We start from the raw sequence: 18,158 nt of genomic DNA, 5'->3' as shown, positions 1-18,158 counted from the left end.
AATAAAATAGAGCAGAAACTACTACTAAACTTGAAGCGAATAGTTATTAGCTGTAAGTGATGAAGTTGAATATGGAAAAATCTGATACTAAAAAGGCAGTTTTAGCGTATTATTAATAATAGAATATAGAAACATTAAGGGGATGGACTGGTGAAAAATCAAAAACTATTTCAAGGAGCACTTATAACAGCGCTTATGACAAGTGTCATTGTTGCCGCACCAACTGCTCATGCAGCAAAAGGATTTACTGACGTTGACTATACAAAGGAATATGGAGCCGCTGTACAAAGTTTAGTAGAGCGAGACATAATTAGCGGTTATGCTGATGGGACATTTAAGCCGTTTGCGGATGTAACACGTGGACAAGCTGCAAAAATTTTAGCAGGGATATTGAAGTTAGATACAGAAAAAGTAGACGATCCCAAGTTTTCAGATTTATCACCTAATGATGAGTACTACGGTGCGATAGCGGCGTTGCAAAATGCCAATATTGTGTCCGGATTAGCTGATGGATCATTCGGAGCGAATCGAGCAATTACGCGCGAGCAACTGGCAAGTATGCTAACGTCTGCATTTAATTTATATGAGTATGGCGGCACATTGCCATTTAAAGATATTGTAAAAAATTCAAATGCCTATTATACAGTTGGACCTCTTTATGAAAATAACATTACAAAAGGTGTGACTGCTGATACTTTTGGTTTGAAGGAAACCGTGAAGCGTTCACAGTTAGCGTTGTTTATTCAGCGAATTGAAAATTTGGAGAAAGATCGTGTTGTGCAATCGTTTAAAGCGAATGATTTTGGCGCAAATGCTCTAGAGGTGATTGCAGCAAGCAATTGGATAGCAGGGACAGCAGATGAGTTTTTCAGTGTTCGTTCGCAAAGTGATAAAGTTGAAGTTGAGGCTTTACGTGAAGGGACAGGTTCTTTTGTAGTAGCTTCTTATAAAATAGATGGTGATGGAAATTACGAGTATATTGGGTTGAATAAGTATCAAGTAACGGTAACGAAGGTTGATGGCAAACTGCAAATGGTTTGTCAGGAAACGGAGGAATTGACACCGGGTACCGTGTTGTTTTTTGAGCAGGATCATGGCATAAACGCCAAGAATCTGAAGCTAGAAACAAAGGATGGGCATACAGTGAGCCCTAAAGTATATTCGTACAAGCCATATCGTTTTGAAGGCTGGGAAGAAGATAATATTCCAAACGGCGCAGCTTATGAACTAACGTTGTTGCAAGCAGGTGAGTACGTTGCAACATTTTCAGATGATAAAGGGAAATCTGTCCGTGTTGGTATTCATGCAGCTGTAGATGGCTATGATATTTACTTAGCAGAAGCGATGGAGAAAATAGAGTTATTTATACCAACAAAAGAAATTGGCTTTGAAGTACAAAGTGTGAAAGTTGAGCAGTATACAGGTGCTTTAATTGATGAGGAGCTTTTAGATGTCAAGTTCTCTAAGGATGGCGTGAAGGTCAAACGAGTTGGTGCAGGTAATAATGCCATCTTTTCAGTTCGACTAATGGGTGAAAATGGACAGAAGTTATACGTACACGGCTCGATTTACTCAGTAAGTGGTGTAACATCGATGTACTATGAGCTATCTACACAAGAAGAAATGGAAGAACCGTTATATTGAGTAAATAGAAAAACTCCCCATGAGTGGGGAGTTCAGAGTGTCGACAAACTAAATTCGTATCAAAAAGTTATCATATGTGGGCATTTAATTTTAGTTTTCTATGTTCAAACGTTTTTCCGCCCCCTTGAAAATAAAGGGTTTGGAAAATCTAAAAAGAATTGTGCTTATAGCCGCTCAATTTAAAAATAATAGACAAAGTCGAAAAAATCGACTTTGTCTACAGTCTGAACTCCCCATGAGTGGGGAGTTTTCTTCTATCTAAAAGGTAATGTATTTAATATACTCTTTCCAGCCTAGCTCTTTAAAATGTTGCCATTGAATTTTTTCAATAGGCATCGTACGGAATGAGCGTGCCATAATATTACGCTTTTCATTAGAAAGCATCGGTGTTCCTTCATCTAAATAGCCAGTGAAAATAGTAGAGTTTGCTGTTTCAAATTCGACCTGAATATCTTCGAGGCGAATTTTCCCATCTTGACCAACGATATAAAGGCTGTGAGTATCCTTTTTTGAAGATTTCACCCAATTCTTATCTACTTTAAAAGAATCTGCAGCTTCATTGACAATAATAGAAGCTTTTCCGACTGTTGAAAATGGAATTTCTTCTAAAATAGCGTCTTGTTGTAACGTCACTTCGTAGTTTGAAGGGTGTGGTAGCTTCACTGATTTGGCTAATTGATTAGCCCAAAATGAATCGTTATTAGTTGCAATCATTTGCTTTTCAATGACTACTCCAGTTAAGTCATCCTCGAAATGCTGCAATTCAAAATCCACAGTTTGTCCAGCCATCACTTGCTGCCACTCATCTTCTGATAAATAGGCGAGCATTCCTTTTTCAGAAGAATAAATTTCAAATGTGACTGAGCCAGCCTCTTCCGTAATGTTTGCTATAACACCATCGACAGGACTAATCACACCTTGACGAGCTTGTAATTGTGCTATTTGCGCGTCTATTAATGCAATTTGTCGAGTTGTCTCGGCAATATGTCGATTTAAAATAGCAATTGCTGTCGATGTCGAATTTTGACCGGCCAACTCCATTTCGACAGTGACGGCCAATTTGTCGCTTATTTGATCTGTATTTATAGAACTTGTTGGATCGGTAGCGTCAGTTTCGATTTGAGATAGCGCTGATTCTAAGTCACTCAGCTCTGTTTCATAAGCGGCTTGTTCTGCCTCGAGCTTTGTTAATTCATCATCTACTTCTTCCGTTTTATAGGTAGCGAGTAAGTCAGTTGTAGCCACTTCTTGACCACGTTTTACAGAAATAGCTGATAAGCTTGTTGCATCAGTTGTGATCGTGTACGTTTCTGCCGGTGCCACGATTGTTTCCTTATTGATGCGTTCTACATTGTCGCGTGTATACGCTTTTTGAAATTCATCGATAAAGTAAGATCGTGCAACCTTGCTATCATCTTTAAAAACAAAATATGCATTCAATCCTATTAAAATAGCCACAGCGACAACGGTAATGCTCGTCCAAGGTCTCGCTTTTAGAAAGTTCATTAACCTAACCCCCTAATAAGCCATTCTTGAAGAGGTAAAACGCTAACCATGCCTACGAAAATGGCCATGATGATCTGTAAGAAAATGATTTTTGCCAGTAATGATTTTCTACTTGCTTCGTCCTCCCATTTTGAGAGGAATGTAAATTGTACAAAAATTGTTAGTACAGTTGCGACTGTTAGCTGATTAATGGCGAATAATACGACATCCGTACCAATAAACTGCTGTGCCAGTGGAGCAAGTGAAAAGAATGAGAAGGTAGTTGAATAGCCAACAGCATAAAACACAGCAAATAAAATTGCTTTCTCAAGTAGCAAGAACGTTACGACATAAAGCTGAACTTTTTGAATCCATTTAAACGGAATTTCCGTTAGCTGATGTAAGAAATACGGTACACCATAATAGTGGAAGCAAAAGTATAAAATGGCCCATACGATTGTACCGACCATAGAGAGTAGCCGAGCCGTATAGTATTCATCTTGGGAATTCATTGCGAATAATGTTGTTAAACTTTCTGTGCCCATTCCCCAATATTCGCGTGTAGCAAATAAGAGAATAAACAAAATGAAAACCGTGAATGAACGTTTTTTGTATCCTGCTATTTCACCATTCTCTACAATTTGTGTAAAGTAGGTTGGGTGTGTTAGGCTATGCCAAAATTTGTAATGATAGAACATACACAGCTTCCTTTCTATAAAAATAGTAAATATCAAAAATGAAGTATACACCTTGTTCGATGATAATGACAGATGAAAATCGCTGAATTTTAACGTTTATTCCACCGATTCATTCAAATAAAACATCAGACAAAACAATTATATAGTATTATGAAAATAACTTCCTTTATTTACAGTATATTAACACCAAAAAATATAAAATGTTCTAAGGTTACGATAGAGTGGAGAGAGGGTTGTGAAAATAGCTTGAAAACGGCTCATTCAAACCGATACTAAAGTAAGGAGTATAAAACGAGAATGTACATATCCATTTTCCTATATAAAAAATACGTGAAAGGGTGAGTCTTTTGAAAAATAAATTAAAAGCGGGCGTATTAACAAGCTTATTATTAGCCCCAGCAACGATTGCTAATGCACAGGAAGTTGAAGCACCATCTCAAATAAAACCAAGTACTGAGCAAACTTCATCTATAGATATAGTAGCGGCAACGGACATAAAGGAAAGAATAATTGCACAATTCGGTAAACTGTCTGTGAATTCAACACCTGATGAAATGGGCGTAGCAGAAGGGGATGTAGCTATCCTTGGTCAAGCAGGGTTTAATCCGGATGAGATTACATTTATTACTGCAAAATATGACTATATTGTAGCGCAACGACGTCTCCTAGCAGATTTGAAAAAAATTGGTGGGAGCATCAATACATTAAACTATTCAAGTAAGACATTCTTAAAAGATGTTGATACGATTAATATTTCCTATACAAATTTTTTAGGTAAAGAAACAGCGCTAGACGCATCTTATTTAGCTATCCAAGAGATCTATAAAAAAGCTGTGAGTGTAGCATTAACAAATGGAGCAAGTACTATTGCTCAAACTGTTCGTGGTACTTCCTTACAATACAGCTATAATGAGGCGGATCGTAATAATTATTTTAAAACTAATGGAGCGGATATCGCAAAGCTTTTCAAAATGGTTGATGATGCAAATGCAACAGAAACAGCGATTAAAGAGCTAGATAGTCTGGTTGCGCTATTAGATGATTCTACAGCGGTTTCTGCAACGATTAAAGTAGCAGTAGACAATGTAACGAAAGCGTATGACGCTCTTACGTCTGATCAAAAGAAAATTGTTGTAGCTTATAATCCAAAAAATGATGCGGTGACACCTTACAAAAAGTATACGAATACGTTAACGAATTTAACAGCAGCAGAAAAAGTAAGTGCGAGCATAAGCCAGTTCGAGAAAAAGAATCCTGCAGATTTTTCATCGGCTACAAATTTCATCAGTGCAGTGAAAACCATTGAAACAACTTACAATAAGCTAGATGAAGAATCGAAGAAATTAGTAGGAAATTATAATCTGTTTGAGCCATTTAAGGAAGCTGCCGAAGTATCAAAGCAAATTGCAGACCTACGAATTTCAAGTGACGCGGCGTACCGTGAAGCCGTGAATGGTCTAATGATAAAATACACTGCGTTAGCCAAGAAGGAATACGTAAAAAATGTTGTGGATTTAACAGCTGCAGAAGCAAATATTCAGGCTGCTGTGGCAATTGAAACACAAATTAATGCAATTAAGGATGCACCGCTTGCAGATAAAGTGACAAAAATTAATGCTGCACGTGAAGCTTATAATAGTCCTTCGACGACAGCAAATGTAAAGAAAATTATTAATAACCTAACTGAATTAACAGATTGGGAAAAGAAATACAGTGTTTCTTTAAGTGTTGATAAATTAATCGCGGCACTAAATCCAACATCATCTACATTTGAAAATCAAACAATTTTAGCCAAAGCAGCTTTCGATAGATTAGGAGATACAGAAAAAAGTTTAGTGAAAGATGAAGAAAAGCTTAAACTTTATTTTAGTTACGCGGATTTATCTAGAAAAGTGAATGCATTTAAGTCGACACAAGCAGACTATAAAGCACAAATTACAGCGCTACAATTAGAGGTGGGTAAATTAAACTCATCAACTGCTGGGGAAAATGCAACAGCATTAGATGCCATTAAAACGAAGCTAAGTGAAAAGCTGACTAATCTTTTAAAGCTAGAAACGGACTTGGAAACTGTTATAAAAAAAATAAATGATTTACCTAGCACTCAAAATCTTGTGGAAGATATGCTAGAAGCAAGAAATATATATGAAGCACTTGACTCAGTTACTAAAAAGCGTGTAACAAACATAAAAGTGTTAACGGATTTTGAGAAATCTCAAAAATCTATGTTAAACGTGATTGCGCTTATAGAAAAGTTAGATCATTCGAATAAGGACTATATCAAAAAAGCAAAATCAGCAAATAGCGCATACTTAAAGTTGGATGAAGGAAAGCGCACTTTTGTGAAAAGCTATAAAGGTCTAAGTGATAAAGTCGAAGCAATAGGTGTAATTGCTCAAATCGACGCATTAAAGATTACGAAAAAAACATATAAAGATGATGTACTTGCCGCAGAGAATGCTTATGCAGCATTAAAAGATCAAGTACTCGTAACAAATTACAGTGCACTTCAAGCAGCAAGGGGCTATATAACGGAGGCAAAAGCGTTTGATGATCGTATCGATGCATTAGCAAATGAGCCTGTAGAAACATTTGTTGCAAAAGTAGCAGCATTAACTGCTGAATATAAAGCAATGAACAAAAATTCGAAAAAGCTAGTAGAGAAGGCTAAAATTTTATCTACTTATGAAAAGAGTAATAAAGATGTTGTGAAGGTTATTAATTTAATTGCAGCACTTAACCCTAATAGCAAAGATTACACGAAAAAAGTACTTGCAGCGCGTAAAGCATATAACGCATTAGATGAAATTTCACAAAAACGTGTAACAAACTATGCAAGTTTGACTGCTGTAGAGGATGTGGCGTCACTTATTGGCTTAATCGCTTCATTAAAGCCGACAAGTAAGACGTTCCTAAAGGATTTAGAAACAGCACGCGCAAATTATGATGCACTTCCTGAAAATAAGAAGGCGGCCATCATTAACTATGAACTGCTTGTAAAGGCAGAGACTGAGCTTACGTCGGCCCATACAGTTATTGCGCTTATCGATGTAGCTTTACCTGGAGAAGATGATTATTTAACAAAGCTGATGAATGCACGTATTGCATATGATAATTTATCATCTGGTCAAAAAAAATTAGTGTCCAACATTAAAGACTTAACAAACCGTGAAAGAGAAGTTAAGCCAATCTTAAATGTAATGGTACAAATTGAAAACTTAGATCCCGAGCAGAAAAACTTTGTAAGTAAAGTAAATTCAGCACGTAATGCTTATGACAAATTAACAAAAGATCAGAAGAAGTATGTCAATAATATTGCTATATTACAAAATTATGAGCCGGTATCTTCAGTAATTGAGTTAATTGGTAAACTAAAATCATCTAGTAAAACGTTCCATGAAGATACAATAAGAGCACGAGCACTGTATGATGCACTTTCCGAAGATTCGAAGCAATATGTATCGAACTATTACTTGCTACAAGCAGCAGAAACAAGTATTTTAGGTGCTTCGAATGTATCGCGAATGATTAATGATTTACCTTCAGTAGATCCGAAACAATATATTAAACGTATTGAAGAAATTAGAGCAGCTTATAATGCATTGCCGAGCGATCAGAAAAAAGCGGTCGAAAATTACCACATACTACAAGAGCAAGAAAAACTGCTTAAACCAGTGATAAGTATTGTTGCAGATATTGACAAGCTGATGACATCGAAAGATATCGAAAGTCAATATCAAAAGATTTTAAAAGCTTATGATAAATTGTCAGCTATGCAACGAAGATATGTTTACAATGAACAAATTGTATTATCACTAGATAGTGTCATTAATGTTGTTAAGAGCATTGCAGAGTTAAAACCGAGCGACAAAATGTATTTTAGTATGATTGAATCTGCGCGTAGAGATTATAACAGTTTAAGTTCTACGGATAAGCAAAAAGTTGTGAATTACTCAATCTTATTAGATGCAGAGGAAAACATGAGTAATGTAAAGAAGGTCGTGTCTATTATTGCAGGCTTATCGACGTCTTCTAGCACATATGTACAAGATGTAGCAAATGCAACGGCAGCCTATAAAGCTTTAGATTCAAAGTTAAGAGGACAAGTACTGAACGAAGATGTATTGAAAAAAGCAGAAAAAGATGTAGCAGCCGTGTTAAAAGTAGTGGATGCTATCGCTGTTATTGACCCAGAAGATAGAAGTTTTGAAAAGAAAGTGTCCGCTGCGCAAAAGTTATATAGCGGATTAACGATTGAACAACAGGGTCTTGTATATAATTATCGTGTACTACAAGAATATCTGGACATGCAATATTAAGTCATAATGAAGGAGCTGTCCTAAAGATACTTTAGGATAGCTCTTTTACTAGTTAGGGAGGTATAATCATGAAAAAAATTAAGAAGTCGAAGTATATGCTAGCTCTAGCAACTTCAGTATTAACGGGGGCTGTTGTATATGCAATGCCAACAACAGCAGCAAGCATACCGTTCTCGGATATCAAAAATGATAGTAGTGAAGAGGAATTGTATAGGGCGGTTAGTGACTTATACAGTAAAGGCATTGTCTTTGGTACCACTTCTACAACATTTAGTCCGTATGAGAATTTGACTCGAGGAGAAGCTGCGTATTTTTTAGCGGAAGCCCTACAGTTAGATACGAAGAATGTAGAGAATCCAGGTTTTAAAGACGTCCCGACTACTCATACATACTACGGGCACATTGCAGCACTTGCGGCGAAAAATATTATTCAAAAAAGCGAAAGTTATAATCCGAGTAATCCGATTACACGAAGTCAAATGGCTAAAATTATAACGCTTGGATTTGAATTGGAGCAGGCGTCAAGAATTTTGGCACCCTTTACAGATTTCACAAATGATATTGAAACAAATCGATATATTCAAACATTAGTAAACTATTCAATTACGCAAGGAACTTCCACTACGCAATTTTCTCCTTATACGTATGTGAAAAGAGGACAAATGTCGTTATTCATTTATCGTGCGCTTGAAAAGTTTGAAGATGATTTTTATATTACGGGTATTGAATAAATAGAAAATCACTCTAATAATGTCATGAATATGTCATTAATAGAGTGATTTTTTTTATAATCTATAGGAAAAATAAGTAAAAAATGTTATCTTAGTATTTGCGGTTTGAAGATATCATTTGTACTTTTTTTGTTTAATACCAAAAGTCGAGGTTGACATTTGATTAAAGTACTTATTGAATATAAAATGCTTGTTGATTGAAGTGGAGGTTAGGCGACTCCTGGGGGGAGCAGCGTCCTAGATGAGACCTTGGAGCGAGGCTTGCCGAGTGAAGCGGCTCATCGGACGCCCCCCGGAAAGCGCCTAGCCGGAACGGAAATCAACACGTAGTTATGGTGATGGATCACTTTTTTACAAGTAATGCTTATAGGAGGCATCTATGTATAAAAAAATAACAAGCATTATCTTATTCTCAATTATTTTACTAGTTGGAAGTTTCGCGAACATTGATACAGCTTTTGCAAAACATAACCTTCCAAAAGATGTACCAATGTCACATTGGGCAAATTCGGTTATTCAACAAATGTTAACAAAACAATATATGACTACATACGCTGATGGGAATTTTAAGCCAGAACAAGCGATTACGCGTGCTGAGGCTGCTGGTGCTATAGCTCGTTCTATGCAAATAGATGTAGAAACTTCTTTTTTGCCTAACTTTAAGGATGTATCTGTAACGCACCCGTACTATAAAGAAATTTGTAAATTGGTAGAACTTGGTGTATTGCGAAATGAGGATACTTTCGAGCCAGAAGCACCTTTGAAACGTATGCAGATCGCAAAAATGTTAACACTCTCATATGAAATTGAAGTGGACGCCAAAAATAAAAGTAAATTTATTGATGTTCCATCCACCCATTGGGCGAAGGATTTTATTGAATCTTTAGCAGATGTAGGTGTTATTAAAGGCGTAGATGGGCAACATTTCGCACCTAATAGCTTGGTGACACGTGCACAGTTAGCTGCATTAGTGGAGCGCAGCGTCGATTTTCGTCAAAAAGTGACGAATCTTGAAGTAGCTTACGATTATCTAGCAAAAGATTATATTCCTACAGTTAATTTTTCGACAGAGTGGTCAAAGGAAGTTGTTCGGTTAATAAATGCTGAACGACAAAAGCGGACACTAGAGCCACTTTCGTATGATGCAGCATTGACACAAATCGCAGTCATTAAAGCACAAGACATGGTGAATCGAAAATATTTTGAGCACGAATCACCCTTTTACGGCGCGCCATGGGATTTAGCGACATTATTTGATTATACCTATACTAGTTTTGGCGAAAACATTGCAAGAAATATACCATTACCGGTAGTGGCGGTAAAGGCTTGGATGACTTCAGCCTCACATCGAGACAACATTTTGAAAGCACATTATACAAATACCGGTGTAGGTGTTGCAAAGGATAGCAAAGGAAATTACTACTGGGTTCAAATGTTTTCTAGTCAATAAGTCTTTGTGTAACAAAGCGTATCATATGTTACAGGAATGTTACAAAGGATTGGAGAATGAGATAAAAAAATCCATTTTAAAACGCTGGTATACATGGTAAACGTTGGTATACCAGCGTTTTCACTTGCATTAAAACCGTTACATAAATGAAAAATTAAATCGATAAATTTTGTGTTAGTCTATACATAGGCAAAAAAGTGCAGTCGAGAGGGGTATAACAAAAGTATGAATAAGAAATGGTTATTACCGATTTTTGCATCATTTATGTTATTTACAGCTACGCCAATAGATAACGCTGAAGCGGCTACTGCAGCTGATTTATCCGCAACAGCGACAAAATATTTAGGAACTCCATATGTATATGGTGGTACAACAACTAGCGGTTTCGACTGCTCGGGCTACACGACTAAAGTATTTGCAGAACTAGGCATTAAACTTAATCGTACATCTGGGTCACAATATCAACAGGGTACAGCAGTTGCGAAAAGTGATCTTCAAGTTGGAGACTTAGTTTTCTTTAATACGAGTGGTAGCGGTAGCATCTCTCATGTTGGGATATACATAGGTGACAACAAAATGATTCACTCACAAACTGGTCAAGGTGTTAGTTATTCAAATGTGAACGACCCTTATTATTGGGGACCACGTTATGTAGGTGCAAAGCGTGTTACAACATTAGATAGCGAACAGCAAGAACAAGTAGAAAAAGTTGCAGAAGTAAAAGATTCAGCTATTGATTTTTCAGTATATGCTTCTCGTGCTGAAGTAGCGGTTCAAATTGCAAAAGCATTAAACCTCGATACATCAAATAAAGAAACTGGTTTTATTGACGTAAAACCAACGTACGAACATGCAGGAGCGATCGCTGCTGTTGCAAAATTAGGTATTTTCCAAGGTGATGCAAACGGGAAATTCAACCCATCTTCACCAATTACACGAGCGCACATTGCTAAAGTATTAGTAGTGGCTTTTAATATTGAGAACCTAGGTGAAGATATTTTATTTACGGATGTACCTGAAAATCACTGGGCTACTAAGTATATTTCAATTCTAGCTTCTAACGGCATCACATCTGGCAACGATGATGGCAGCTTTGGTTTTGACGAGATGTTAAAAGTAAAACAATTAGAAACATTTATTGAGCGAATTCAAAAATAAGCACATTTATTATCTTTCTTTTCAATTTAAATAGGGGCTATATTTAAGTTGAATAAATGCAGGGAAAGTTCTTTTAAATAATGTATAATTTGGAGAGGGTTTGCACATGCGAACTCTCTTCTTTTTATGAAAATATATAATTGTATGAGGTGAGTCGAAAGAAAAAGAATGCTTAAGAGTTATATATTGTATGATGCGTAGTCTAGCGAATTTTGATAGAATATAAAGGTTAAGAGAACAGGAAGGGAGGAAATAAGACATTGAACATTAGAAAAATCAGTCTTATTTTATGCGTCTTATTAATTTCAGCTTCTATGTTTACTATACATAGTGCAAATGCAAGTGGAGGGTTTCAAGATATACCCAAAACGCATGAAGCTTATGAAGAAATCAATTACTTAGTTAATTTAGGTGTTATTAAAGGTTATACAGAAAACGGAAAACAATATTATAAACCTGCTAACAGTGTGACAAGAGGGCAAGTAGCGAAAATGGCGGTTATTGCCTCAGGGAATAAGCCATTAGTCGTAAGTAAGTCTAGTTTTTCAGATGTCCAAGTAGGAACAGAGCTATCAGGTTATGTGGAACGTGCTATACATTTGGGCTATTTTGCTACAAATACAAAAGGACAATTTCTACCGAATAAACCTATTACGCGTGATGAAATGAGTCATGTTTTGACGAAGGCATTTAAATTAGATACGAGTGAATATGAAAAGATAGATTCTCCATTTTTGGATGTTGGGATCACACATCCTTATCTTAAATATGTGAATGCGATTTATTATAATGGGATTACAAGAGGCAGTGGACAATATTATAATCCAAATAGTTCAGTAACTCGTTCACAATTTGCATTATTTGTTGCACGTGCAAAGAGTGAAAAGTATCGTTTAGAGCTACCTGTAAAGGGTGAATCAGTACCAGATACGTCGCAAGTGATTGGCTTAATCCAAGTAACTGGTAATAGCGTAAATATTCGTAAGTCAAAGGACACAACTACTTCTGCAAATATTGTGGGAACTGTCAATAAAGGCGGTAAATTATCTGTGTACGCTGTTGAAGGTGACTGGTTGAAAGTGACGTATAAAGGCGCATATGCATATGTTCACAAAAATTATACTCAATTTTTAGACGCTGATGGACAAGTTTTAGGGTCCGTTCAGAAAGAAGTGACATCAGCAGCAGCTATCAATTTATACGTAAAAGCAACTTCTACTTCTAAAATCATTACAACTATTAAAAGAGATGTGAAATTACCGGTTTATAAAACTGTTGGTGGATATTATTTAACAGTAGTTGATGGTCTACCAGGCTATATTGTCGCAAATAGTACCGTTGATGTTGATGTGGAAGAGCCAGGTGAACCAACTCCACCACCTGTTTCAGGAAACGTATTAGGACGAGTGACGGTTGACAATTTAAATATTCGTAGTGAGGCAAATAATTCTTCTACAGTTGTTGGTAAACTGAAAAAAGGAGAGTATGTCCAAGTTGGTCAAATTAATGGTTATTGGGCAGAAATCACTTTTAGCGGTAAAACAGGGTTTGTCCATAAATCATATTTAAAAATCTTAAATCAAACTGGTAATGCATTGCAAAATCGAATCATTGTTATTGACCCAGGTCATGGCGGTAAAGATCCGGGCACTGTATACGGTTCGAATTCAGAAAAAGCGATTACATTAAAGGTCAGCACACTGGTGAAGCAGAAGCTTGAAGCTGCTGGTGCGAAGGTATTAATGACACGTACAGGTGATACGTATCCTTCTTTACAAGATCGTGTAGATTTTACAAATGCAAACTATGGTGAAATTTTTGTTAGTATTCATGTGAACTCGGCTGCAAATACTTCAGCACAGGGCACTGAGACATTTTATGCTGTGACAACTGGTGATATGCATCAGGAGGATATTGATTTAGCTACATTTGTTAATAATCAAATCGTGAAGAATTTGGATATGAAAAATCGCGGTGTTAAAGAGCAACAATTCTATGTAATTCGTAATCAGTTAATTCCTGCGATTTTAGTAGAGCTTGGTTTCTTAACGAATGATTCAGATCGTAACAAACTAACGAATGAGCGTTATGTAGAGTTATATGCGCAATCTATTTACAACGGGATTTTACAATATTACACAAAACAATAATGTATAGATAGAATAGGGATACCTCAAGGTCAATGCCAAGGTAGCAATTCTATTAAATAAATAAAACAGCGATTTCCTACTTTCGGAAATCGCTGTTTTTATACTTTGAAAAATAATTATAGCTCTATACCAGGTGTATTGATTAACTAATTTTATCCTGTCTTAATAATGGAAAGTGCGATTTCCGCTACGGGCTACTCGCTTTCCCGCGGGCGATCACCGAGCCGCTTCCTCCGCTACAATCTATAAGGGAAGCGTTACTCACACGGTAAACTTTTATGGTAAAGCAGCGGAATAGCGATGAATACTCTACAATAGTTTCCTAATCAAAACGCTAGCTCTACATTAAAAACTTCACTTGATAGCACATTCCACTAGAGGTGAACGTGACTTGAGTCGCTTCGTCACAAAATACTGCTCCAGCGGGTCCCAAAGTTGTTCGCTGATAAAGTCGTTGAAGAACTTTAAACTAGGATTATTTTATAGTGTTTTTTGCTTAGTGATATTTTACTATGCAAGGATTTTGTGCGACGGCGAAAGTTTTCCGCACGAAAGCAAAGCGACGGCGGCGTGAGACTCCTGCAGGCACACTTTTTTGCGACGAAAGCCTGGCCGACAGGAGCATGCACGAAACGTATGACGAGACAAGCTGCGAGTAGAGTGAGTTGCAGCATACGCTGTGCCTGCGGAAAGAGAGAACTGGAGCGTATAATTCTTAGGTCATACTTTTATTAGAGAATTTATCAAAAAACACTTTTTCAGCGGCCTTTATCTAATCCGCTTGGAGTCGTCGCCTTCCCACTCCAATCAAAGGATGTAAGCATTCTATTAAAGATTACATTAATAGAAATAGGTTTTTGGAACGGAAGACAACTTTCACTTTAATAGAAATAATGAAGATTAGGTAATCAACATACCTGTAGTGTTATTTTGAGTTTGCGTATAGTGTGCGATTGACGAATTGTGCAAAGTTTTGTCGCGTTACAGTGTTAGTTGGCTTGAATGTATTGTCTGCGTAGCCTGTTGTAATACCAAGTGCATAAAGTGCTTGAACATCTTTATAATAAGCATGTGAAGTAGGTACATCAGTAAATGTATTAGCCGAGAATCCTTGTAATTTGAAGCCATTTACTAGTGCACGAGCCATATCAGCACGTGTCATTGGGTGATGTGCATTAATCTTGCCATTTTCTAAGGCAATGATACCATGGCGAGCGCCAGTGGCTAAAACAGCGTAGCCATAGTCACCAGGTTTAATGTCACTTGCACTAAGTGTAGTGGAACCAGAAGTGGTGATACCAAGTGCTCGTAGCACCATTTCAGTTGCTTGAATACGTGTTAAGGTACCTTGTGGATTGAACTTTCCACCACTGCCTTTAATAATACCCAGTGCATGTAAGTTTTTAATGTCATAATAGGCACCACCTGAAGTAGTTACATCTGCAAATAGTGGTGATGTACCAATTGTTGCTTTATTGGAACCTTTTACTCGTGAGAGCGTTTTAATTTCTGCGACCGTTGCAAATTTTTCATCGGCATTTTTACGATCATCGCGACCTTCAACAAATGAAGTACGGATTGTATAAGTGCCTACTGCTAAATTACCTGGCATAAAAATTTGGTACTTTTCAGAATGCCTACTAAGATCTTTTTTATCGGCATTATCAGTAGTGTTGTCAGCAGCTAGGCCAGAGGGAGATAGCGCTCATGTCCTTTACCGACAACATTGCCATTTGTATCTAGAATTTCTACTTTTAATGTTCCGCGTGCAGGTACATTACCGTTGTTTTTCACAGTGACAGTGGAGTAGAAGACAAATTTACCGGATGGTGCGAGATAGCTTTGTACGCCATCCGAAGATAAAGAAATGTAATATTTTCTTGGTGAATTGTCGTTATGGTTTTCTGCAACCCAGTATAGTGAGTGCTTCATGAACGCTTGTGCATCCTTATCGCCTTGTGTTGTAGAGAAAGCAACCCCATTTTCTCCATCTTGCCAATCTGCTTTTTCAGTAATACTAATGTAGTCGAAAATTTTAAAACCAATTTGTACAACACGACCTTTGCCGTATTGAATAGCATGTGCAGCACCAAATTCATTTTTCTTCATAGTTTGTGGCTTGTCCGTAGAATCATAGTTTGAGAAGTACAAAAGCGGTGTAGCATTTCCACCTTGCCAAGGCTTAATAATTTCAACCCACTCTGTGTCAGATTTTTTCAGATTTAATGTGTTTTTTCCAAGTTCCTTTGTGGCATTTTGAGTAATTGGATGTGCTGTGTTTTTGTTACTGATTGTTGAGTTACCTAACTGTACATCATCGATAAATCTAGCGCTAAATACTTCAGTTAAGTTATCCCATTCCATTACCCAAGAGTCTACATCATAAATTAATGGCGATAAATCCATTTGACCTGGTTTTGGGAATTTAGCAGACTCGTTACGTGCAGTTTGGAAAGCAAAAATAGCACCTCCACCATTACGTACGTACATTTTTACATTTTCTCGCTGCTTATGATCCATCATGACGGTATAAGCAAAAACGATGGCGTCATATTGACTTAATTTCTCTAAATTATTTAAGTCCTTTTCGTAAACCTTTTCGATATTAAAGCCTTGTTGTTGATAGAGAAGGAATGCTTTTAGCTCTTTGTTGTAGGTCGAGCTATAATCTACTTTAGGAGACACATTTTTACCTTCATATTTACCGCCGGGATGTATAGTATTGGCATATTTCTCACTGCTTTCTGAGAAAATGACACCAATTTTTTGAGTTGCTGCCTGAACTTGTGTAGGGGATAATGTTGTAAATAGTATGAAACCGCAAATTAAGATAAGTAAAGTATAGATTTTGTTCATAATTTCCTGCCTTTTTTTGGTATTTTTCATTTTTTAATATAGCACATAATTTGTCGAATAATAGATAGTATATGGAAATTGTAGAAAGGTGGAATTATTGAATTTATTTCTTGCGAAAATGGTCGAATCCTTTCTATATGTCTATTAGTTTTTATGATATAATAACATTTGTTTTGTTGGGGAAAATAAAAAGAACAGCATTGTTGAACGCAATGCTTAATTTACAATAGAGGAGGGCAATAGCATCTTTTAGATGTATTACACGTATGAATAAACTGAAACAAACTTTTACAAAGGTCAATAAGATAGATACATTTTCACCGTATTTTTTCTTACCTTTTATTTTAGTACTGTACTTCTTTACAAGCTTATTTGATTTCCATCGATTTGACTTATTCAATGTACGTGTGTCGATTTGGCCTGCTGTGATTTTAGCACTTGTCTGCTATTACATCGGTGTGTACGTTATTGATAAACTGCAATGGACAATTCCGTCATTCGGACTTTCTTTCTTTGGGAAATATGTAGTCCACTTTATTGTACTGTTAACTTTGATTGGATTAGCTTCTTATTTAATGATGGTTTTTGGTGGTGGGCTAGGTATTTCTGATGAGTCGAATCGTCGAAATCTTGATCCAAAGCTAAACTTCTTTAGCCAATTATTATGGTACGGCATTTTGTTATTATTATCGTACAAAATGATTTTAGAAAAGAACATGACATGGAAAAAGGCCTTAGTTTATGGTTCGATTTTTGCAGTTGTAATGTTCCTATTCTTGTTAATGGGCTACCGTACGCCATTAATTATTATGCTATTTACAGGCATTATTATTTTCCATTATGTTGTGAAACGTGTGAAATTAACTTGGTTCCTTTCGGCATTATTCGTTATTGGAGTGGCATTCACAATGTTCGGTTTCATGCGTGTTGTGACTGAAGATACATCGAAAGATTTTAATGACCGTAGCCAACCTGATGTAGAGTTGACTGTTGAAGAAGAAGAAAAACTATTGACGGTTGAACAAAAGGTAAACTTAACACCAAAATGGATGCGCGCACTAAATGGTGAAACTGTAACTGGCCATATTGTGTTGAGTAAAATTATCGAATATACACAAGAAGAAGGTTACTTAAAAGGCGAAATTCACCGTGGAATCTTCAATACCGTGTTACCTGGTGAGCAAATTTCACCACGTATGAAAGTAACAGAAGTTGTAAACTCGTTAAGTGTGGAGGAAGGTAAGTATATTACACGTCCTACAAGAACGACGACACCTACATTTATAGGTCAATTGTTCTTAGATGGTGGTTATTTACTAGTAGCAGTTGGATTCCTATTATACGGTGTACTGATTTCACTTATTTACAATAAAGTAAAACAAAGTGGTATCCGTAGCTTCCATTCAGTAGCTTACGCATTTGTTATTACATTATTTACGGTATCGATGCATACAGGTTTACTCGATTTAATATTTATTTTAATGCTAGGCTTCGTTATAATCGCGTCGTCGGTCATTAAAACTAAAAATAATAAAGTTCGTTATTAAAAAGGTGATATCCATCGTTGCTTATTAATGTGGTACCTAAGTCAAGGACAAACTAAAAAAAGAGATTAAGCAGCTAAGAGATGGTTTCTGTATTGTACAGGAGCCATCCTTTTTAGATTC

At 36.6% G+C, this 18,158-nt stretch carries 11 protein-coding genes; 7 read left to right on the top strand and 4 right to left on the bottom strand.

What is annotated here, in order from left to right; translation table 11 throughout:
- Nucleotides 1–150 precede the first annotated feature (150 nt).
- On the top strand, nt 151–1,644 hold the full coding sequence (locus ACIQZG_RS12320; RefSeq protein WP_402755484.1) for an S-layer homology domain-containing protein: 1,494 nt from the start codon (nt 151–153) through the stop codon (nt 1,642–1,644).
- Nucleotides 1,645–1,902: 258 nt separating this feature from the next.
- Here ACIQZG_RS12320 and ACIQZG_RS12315 read toward each other — a convergent pair whose 3' ends face one another.
- Nucleotides 1,903–3,150, bottom strand: coding sequence for an HlyD family secretion protein (locus tag ACIQZG_RS12315; RefSeq protein WP_402755483.1), 1,248 nt, complete (start codon nt 3,148–3,150; stop codon nt 1,903–1,905).
- Nucleotides 3,150–3,827 (bottom strand): hypothetical protein, encoded by a 678-nt coding sequence (locus tag ACIQZG_RS12310; protein ID WP_402755482.1) that lies wholly within the window; start codon nt 3,825–3,827, stop codon nt 3,150–3,152. The genes ACIQZG_RS12315 and ACIQZG_RS12310 overlap by 1 nt, the downstream gene beginning before the upstream one ends.
- Before the next feature lie 347 nt (nt 3,828–4,174).
- On the opposite strand from ACIQZG_RS12310, the gene ACIQZG_RS12305 reads away from it, so the two are divergent.
- The 5 genes from ACIQZG_RS12305 (at nt 4,175) to ACIQZG_RS12285 (ending at nt 13,635) form a co-directional block, all read left to right on the top strand.
- Nucleotides 4,175–8,146, top strand: coding sequence for a cell wall-binding protein (locus ACIQZG_RS12305; RefSeq protein WP_402755481.1), 3,972 nt, complete (start codon nt 4,175–4,177; stop codon nt 8,144–8,146).
- Between the two features lie 68 nt (nt 8,147–8,214).
- Entirely contained in the window at nt 8,215–8,877 is a 663-nt protein-coding gene (locus ACIQZG_RS12300; RefSeq protein ID WP_402755480.1) for an S-layer homology domain-containing protein, read from the top strand.
- A 379-nt stretch (nt 8,878–9,256) separates the two neighbouring features.
- Nucleotides 9,257–10,327, top strand: a complete 1,071-nt coding sequence (locus tag ACIQZG_RS12295) for a CAP and S-layer homology domain-containing protein (protein WP_402755479.1) — start codon at nt 9,257–9,259, stop codon at nt 10,325–10,327.
- A gap of 225 nt (nt 10,328–10,552) precedes the next feature.
- Nucleotides 10,553–11,485: a C40 family peptidase gene (locus tag ACIQZG_RS12290; protein ID WP_402755478.1), complete on the top strand. Its 933-nt coding sequence runs from the start codon at nt 10,553–10,555 to the stop codon at nt 11,483–11,485.
- 260 nt (nt 11,486–11,745) lie between these two features.
- Complete coding sequence (locus ACIQZG_RS12285; RefSeq protein WP_402755477.1) at nt 11,746–13,635, top strand: N-acetylmuramoyl-L-alanine amidase; 1,890 nt, start codon at nt 11,746–11,748, stop codon at nt 13,633–13,635.
- Between the two features lie 925 nt (nt 13,636–14,560).
- Here the strand turns inward: ACIQZG_RS12285 and ACIQZG_RS12280 are convergent.
- Both ACIQZG_RS12280 and ACIQZG_RS12275 read right to left on the bottom strand, forming a co-directional pair.
- Complete coding sequence (locus ACIQZG_RS12280) at nt 14,561–15,247, bottom strand: S-layer homology domain-containing protein (RefSeq protein ID WP_402755476.1); 687 nt, start codon at nt 15,245–15,247, stop codon at nt 14,561–14,563.
- Between the two features lie 71 nt (nt 15,248–15,318).
- A complete protein-coding gene (locus ACIQZG_RS12275; protein WP_402755475.1) occupies nt 15,319–16,491 on the bottom strand; it encodes a hypothetical protein in 1,173 nt (390 codons plus the stop codon).
- Between the two features lie 266 nt (nt 16,492–16,757).
- Between ACIQZG_RS12275 and ACIQZG_RS12270 the strand changes: the two genes are divergently transcribed.
- Nucleotides 16,758–18,038, top strand: coding sequence for an oligosaccharide repeat unit polymerase (locus ACIQZG_RS12270; RefSeq protein WP_402755474.1), 1,281 nt, complete (start codon nt 16,758–16,760; stop codon nt 18,036–18,038).
- Nucleotides 18,039–18,158: the final 120 nt, after the last annotated feature.

It is taken from the genome of Lysinibacillus sp. NPDC096418 (assembly GCF_044762775.1).
GTDB lineage: Bacteria > Bacillota > Bacilli > Bacillales_A > Planococcaceae > Lysinibacillus.
Note: the sequence above shows the minus strand (reverse complement) of the source record. Positions and strands in the feature narration are given on the sequence as shown.

Coding starts and splice junctions, on each gene's coding strand:
- ACIQZG_RS12290 (WP_402755478.1), top strand. CDS start 10,553: ATGAATAAGAAATGGTTATTACCGATTTTTGCATCATTTATGTTATTT.
- ACIQZG_RS12310 (WP_402755482.1), bottom strand. CDS start 3,827: ATGTTCTATCATTACAAATTTTGGCATAGCCTAACACACCCAACCTAC.
- ACIQZG_RS12300 (WP_402755480.1), top strand. CDS start 8,215: ATGAAAAAAATTAAGAAGTCGAAGTATATGCTAGCTCTAGCAACTTCA.
- ACIQZG_RS12295 (WP_402755479.1), top strand. CDS start 9,257: ATGTATAAAAAAATAACAAGCATTATCTTATTCTCAATTATTTTACTA.
- ACIQZG_RS12280 (WP_402755476.1), bottom strand. CDS start 15,247: ATGCCAGGTAATTTAGCAGTAGGCACTTATACAATCCGTACTTCATTT.
- ACIQZG_RS12270 (WP_402755474.1), top strand. CDS start 16,758: ATGAATAAACTGAAACAAACTTTTACAAAGGTCAATAAGATAGATACA.
- ACIQZG_RS12315 (WP_402755483.1), bottom strand. CDS start 3,150: ATGAACTTTCTAAAAGCGAGACCTTGGACGAGCATTACCGTTGTCGCT.
- ACIQZG_RS12275 (WP_402755475.1), bottom strand. CDS start 16,491: ATGAACAAAATCTATACTTTACTTATCTTAATTTGCGGTTTCATACTA.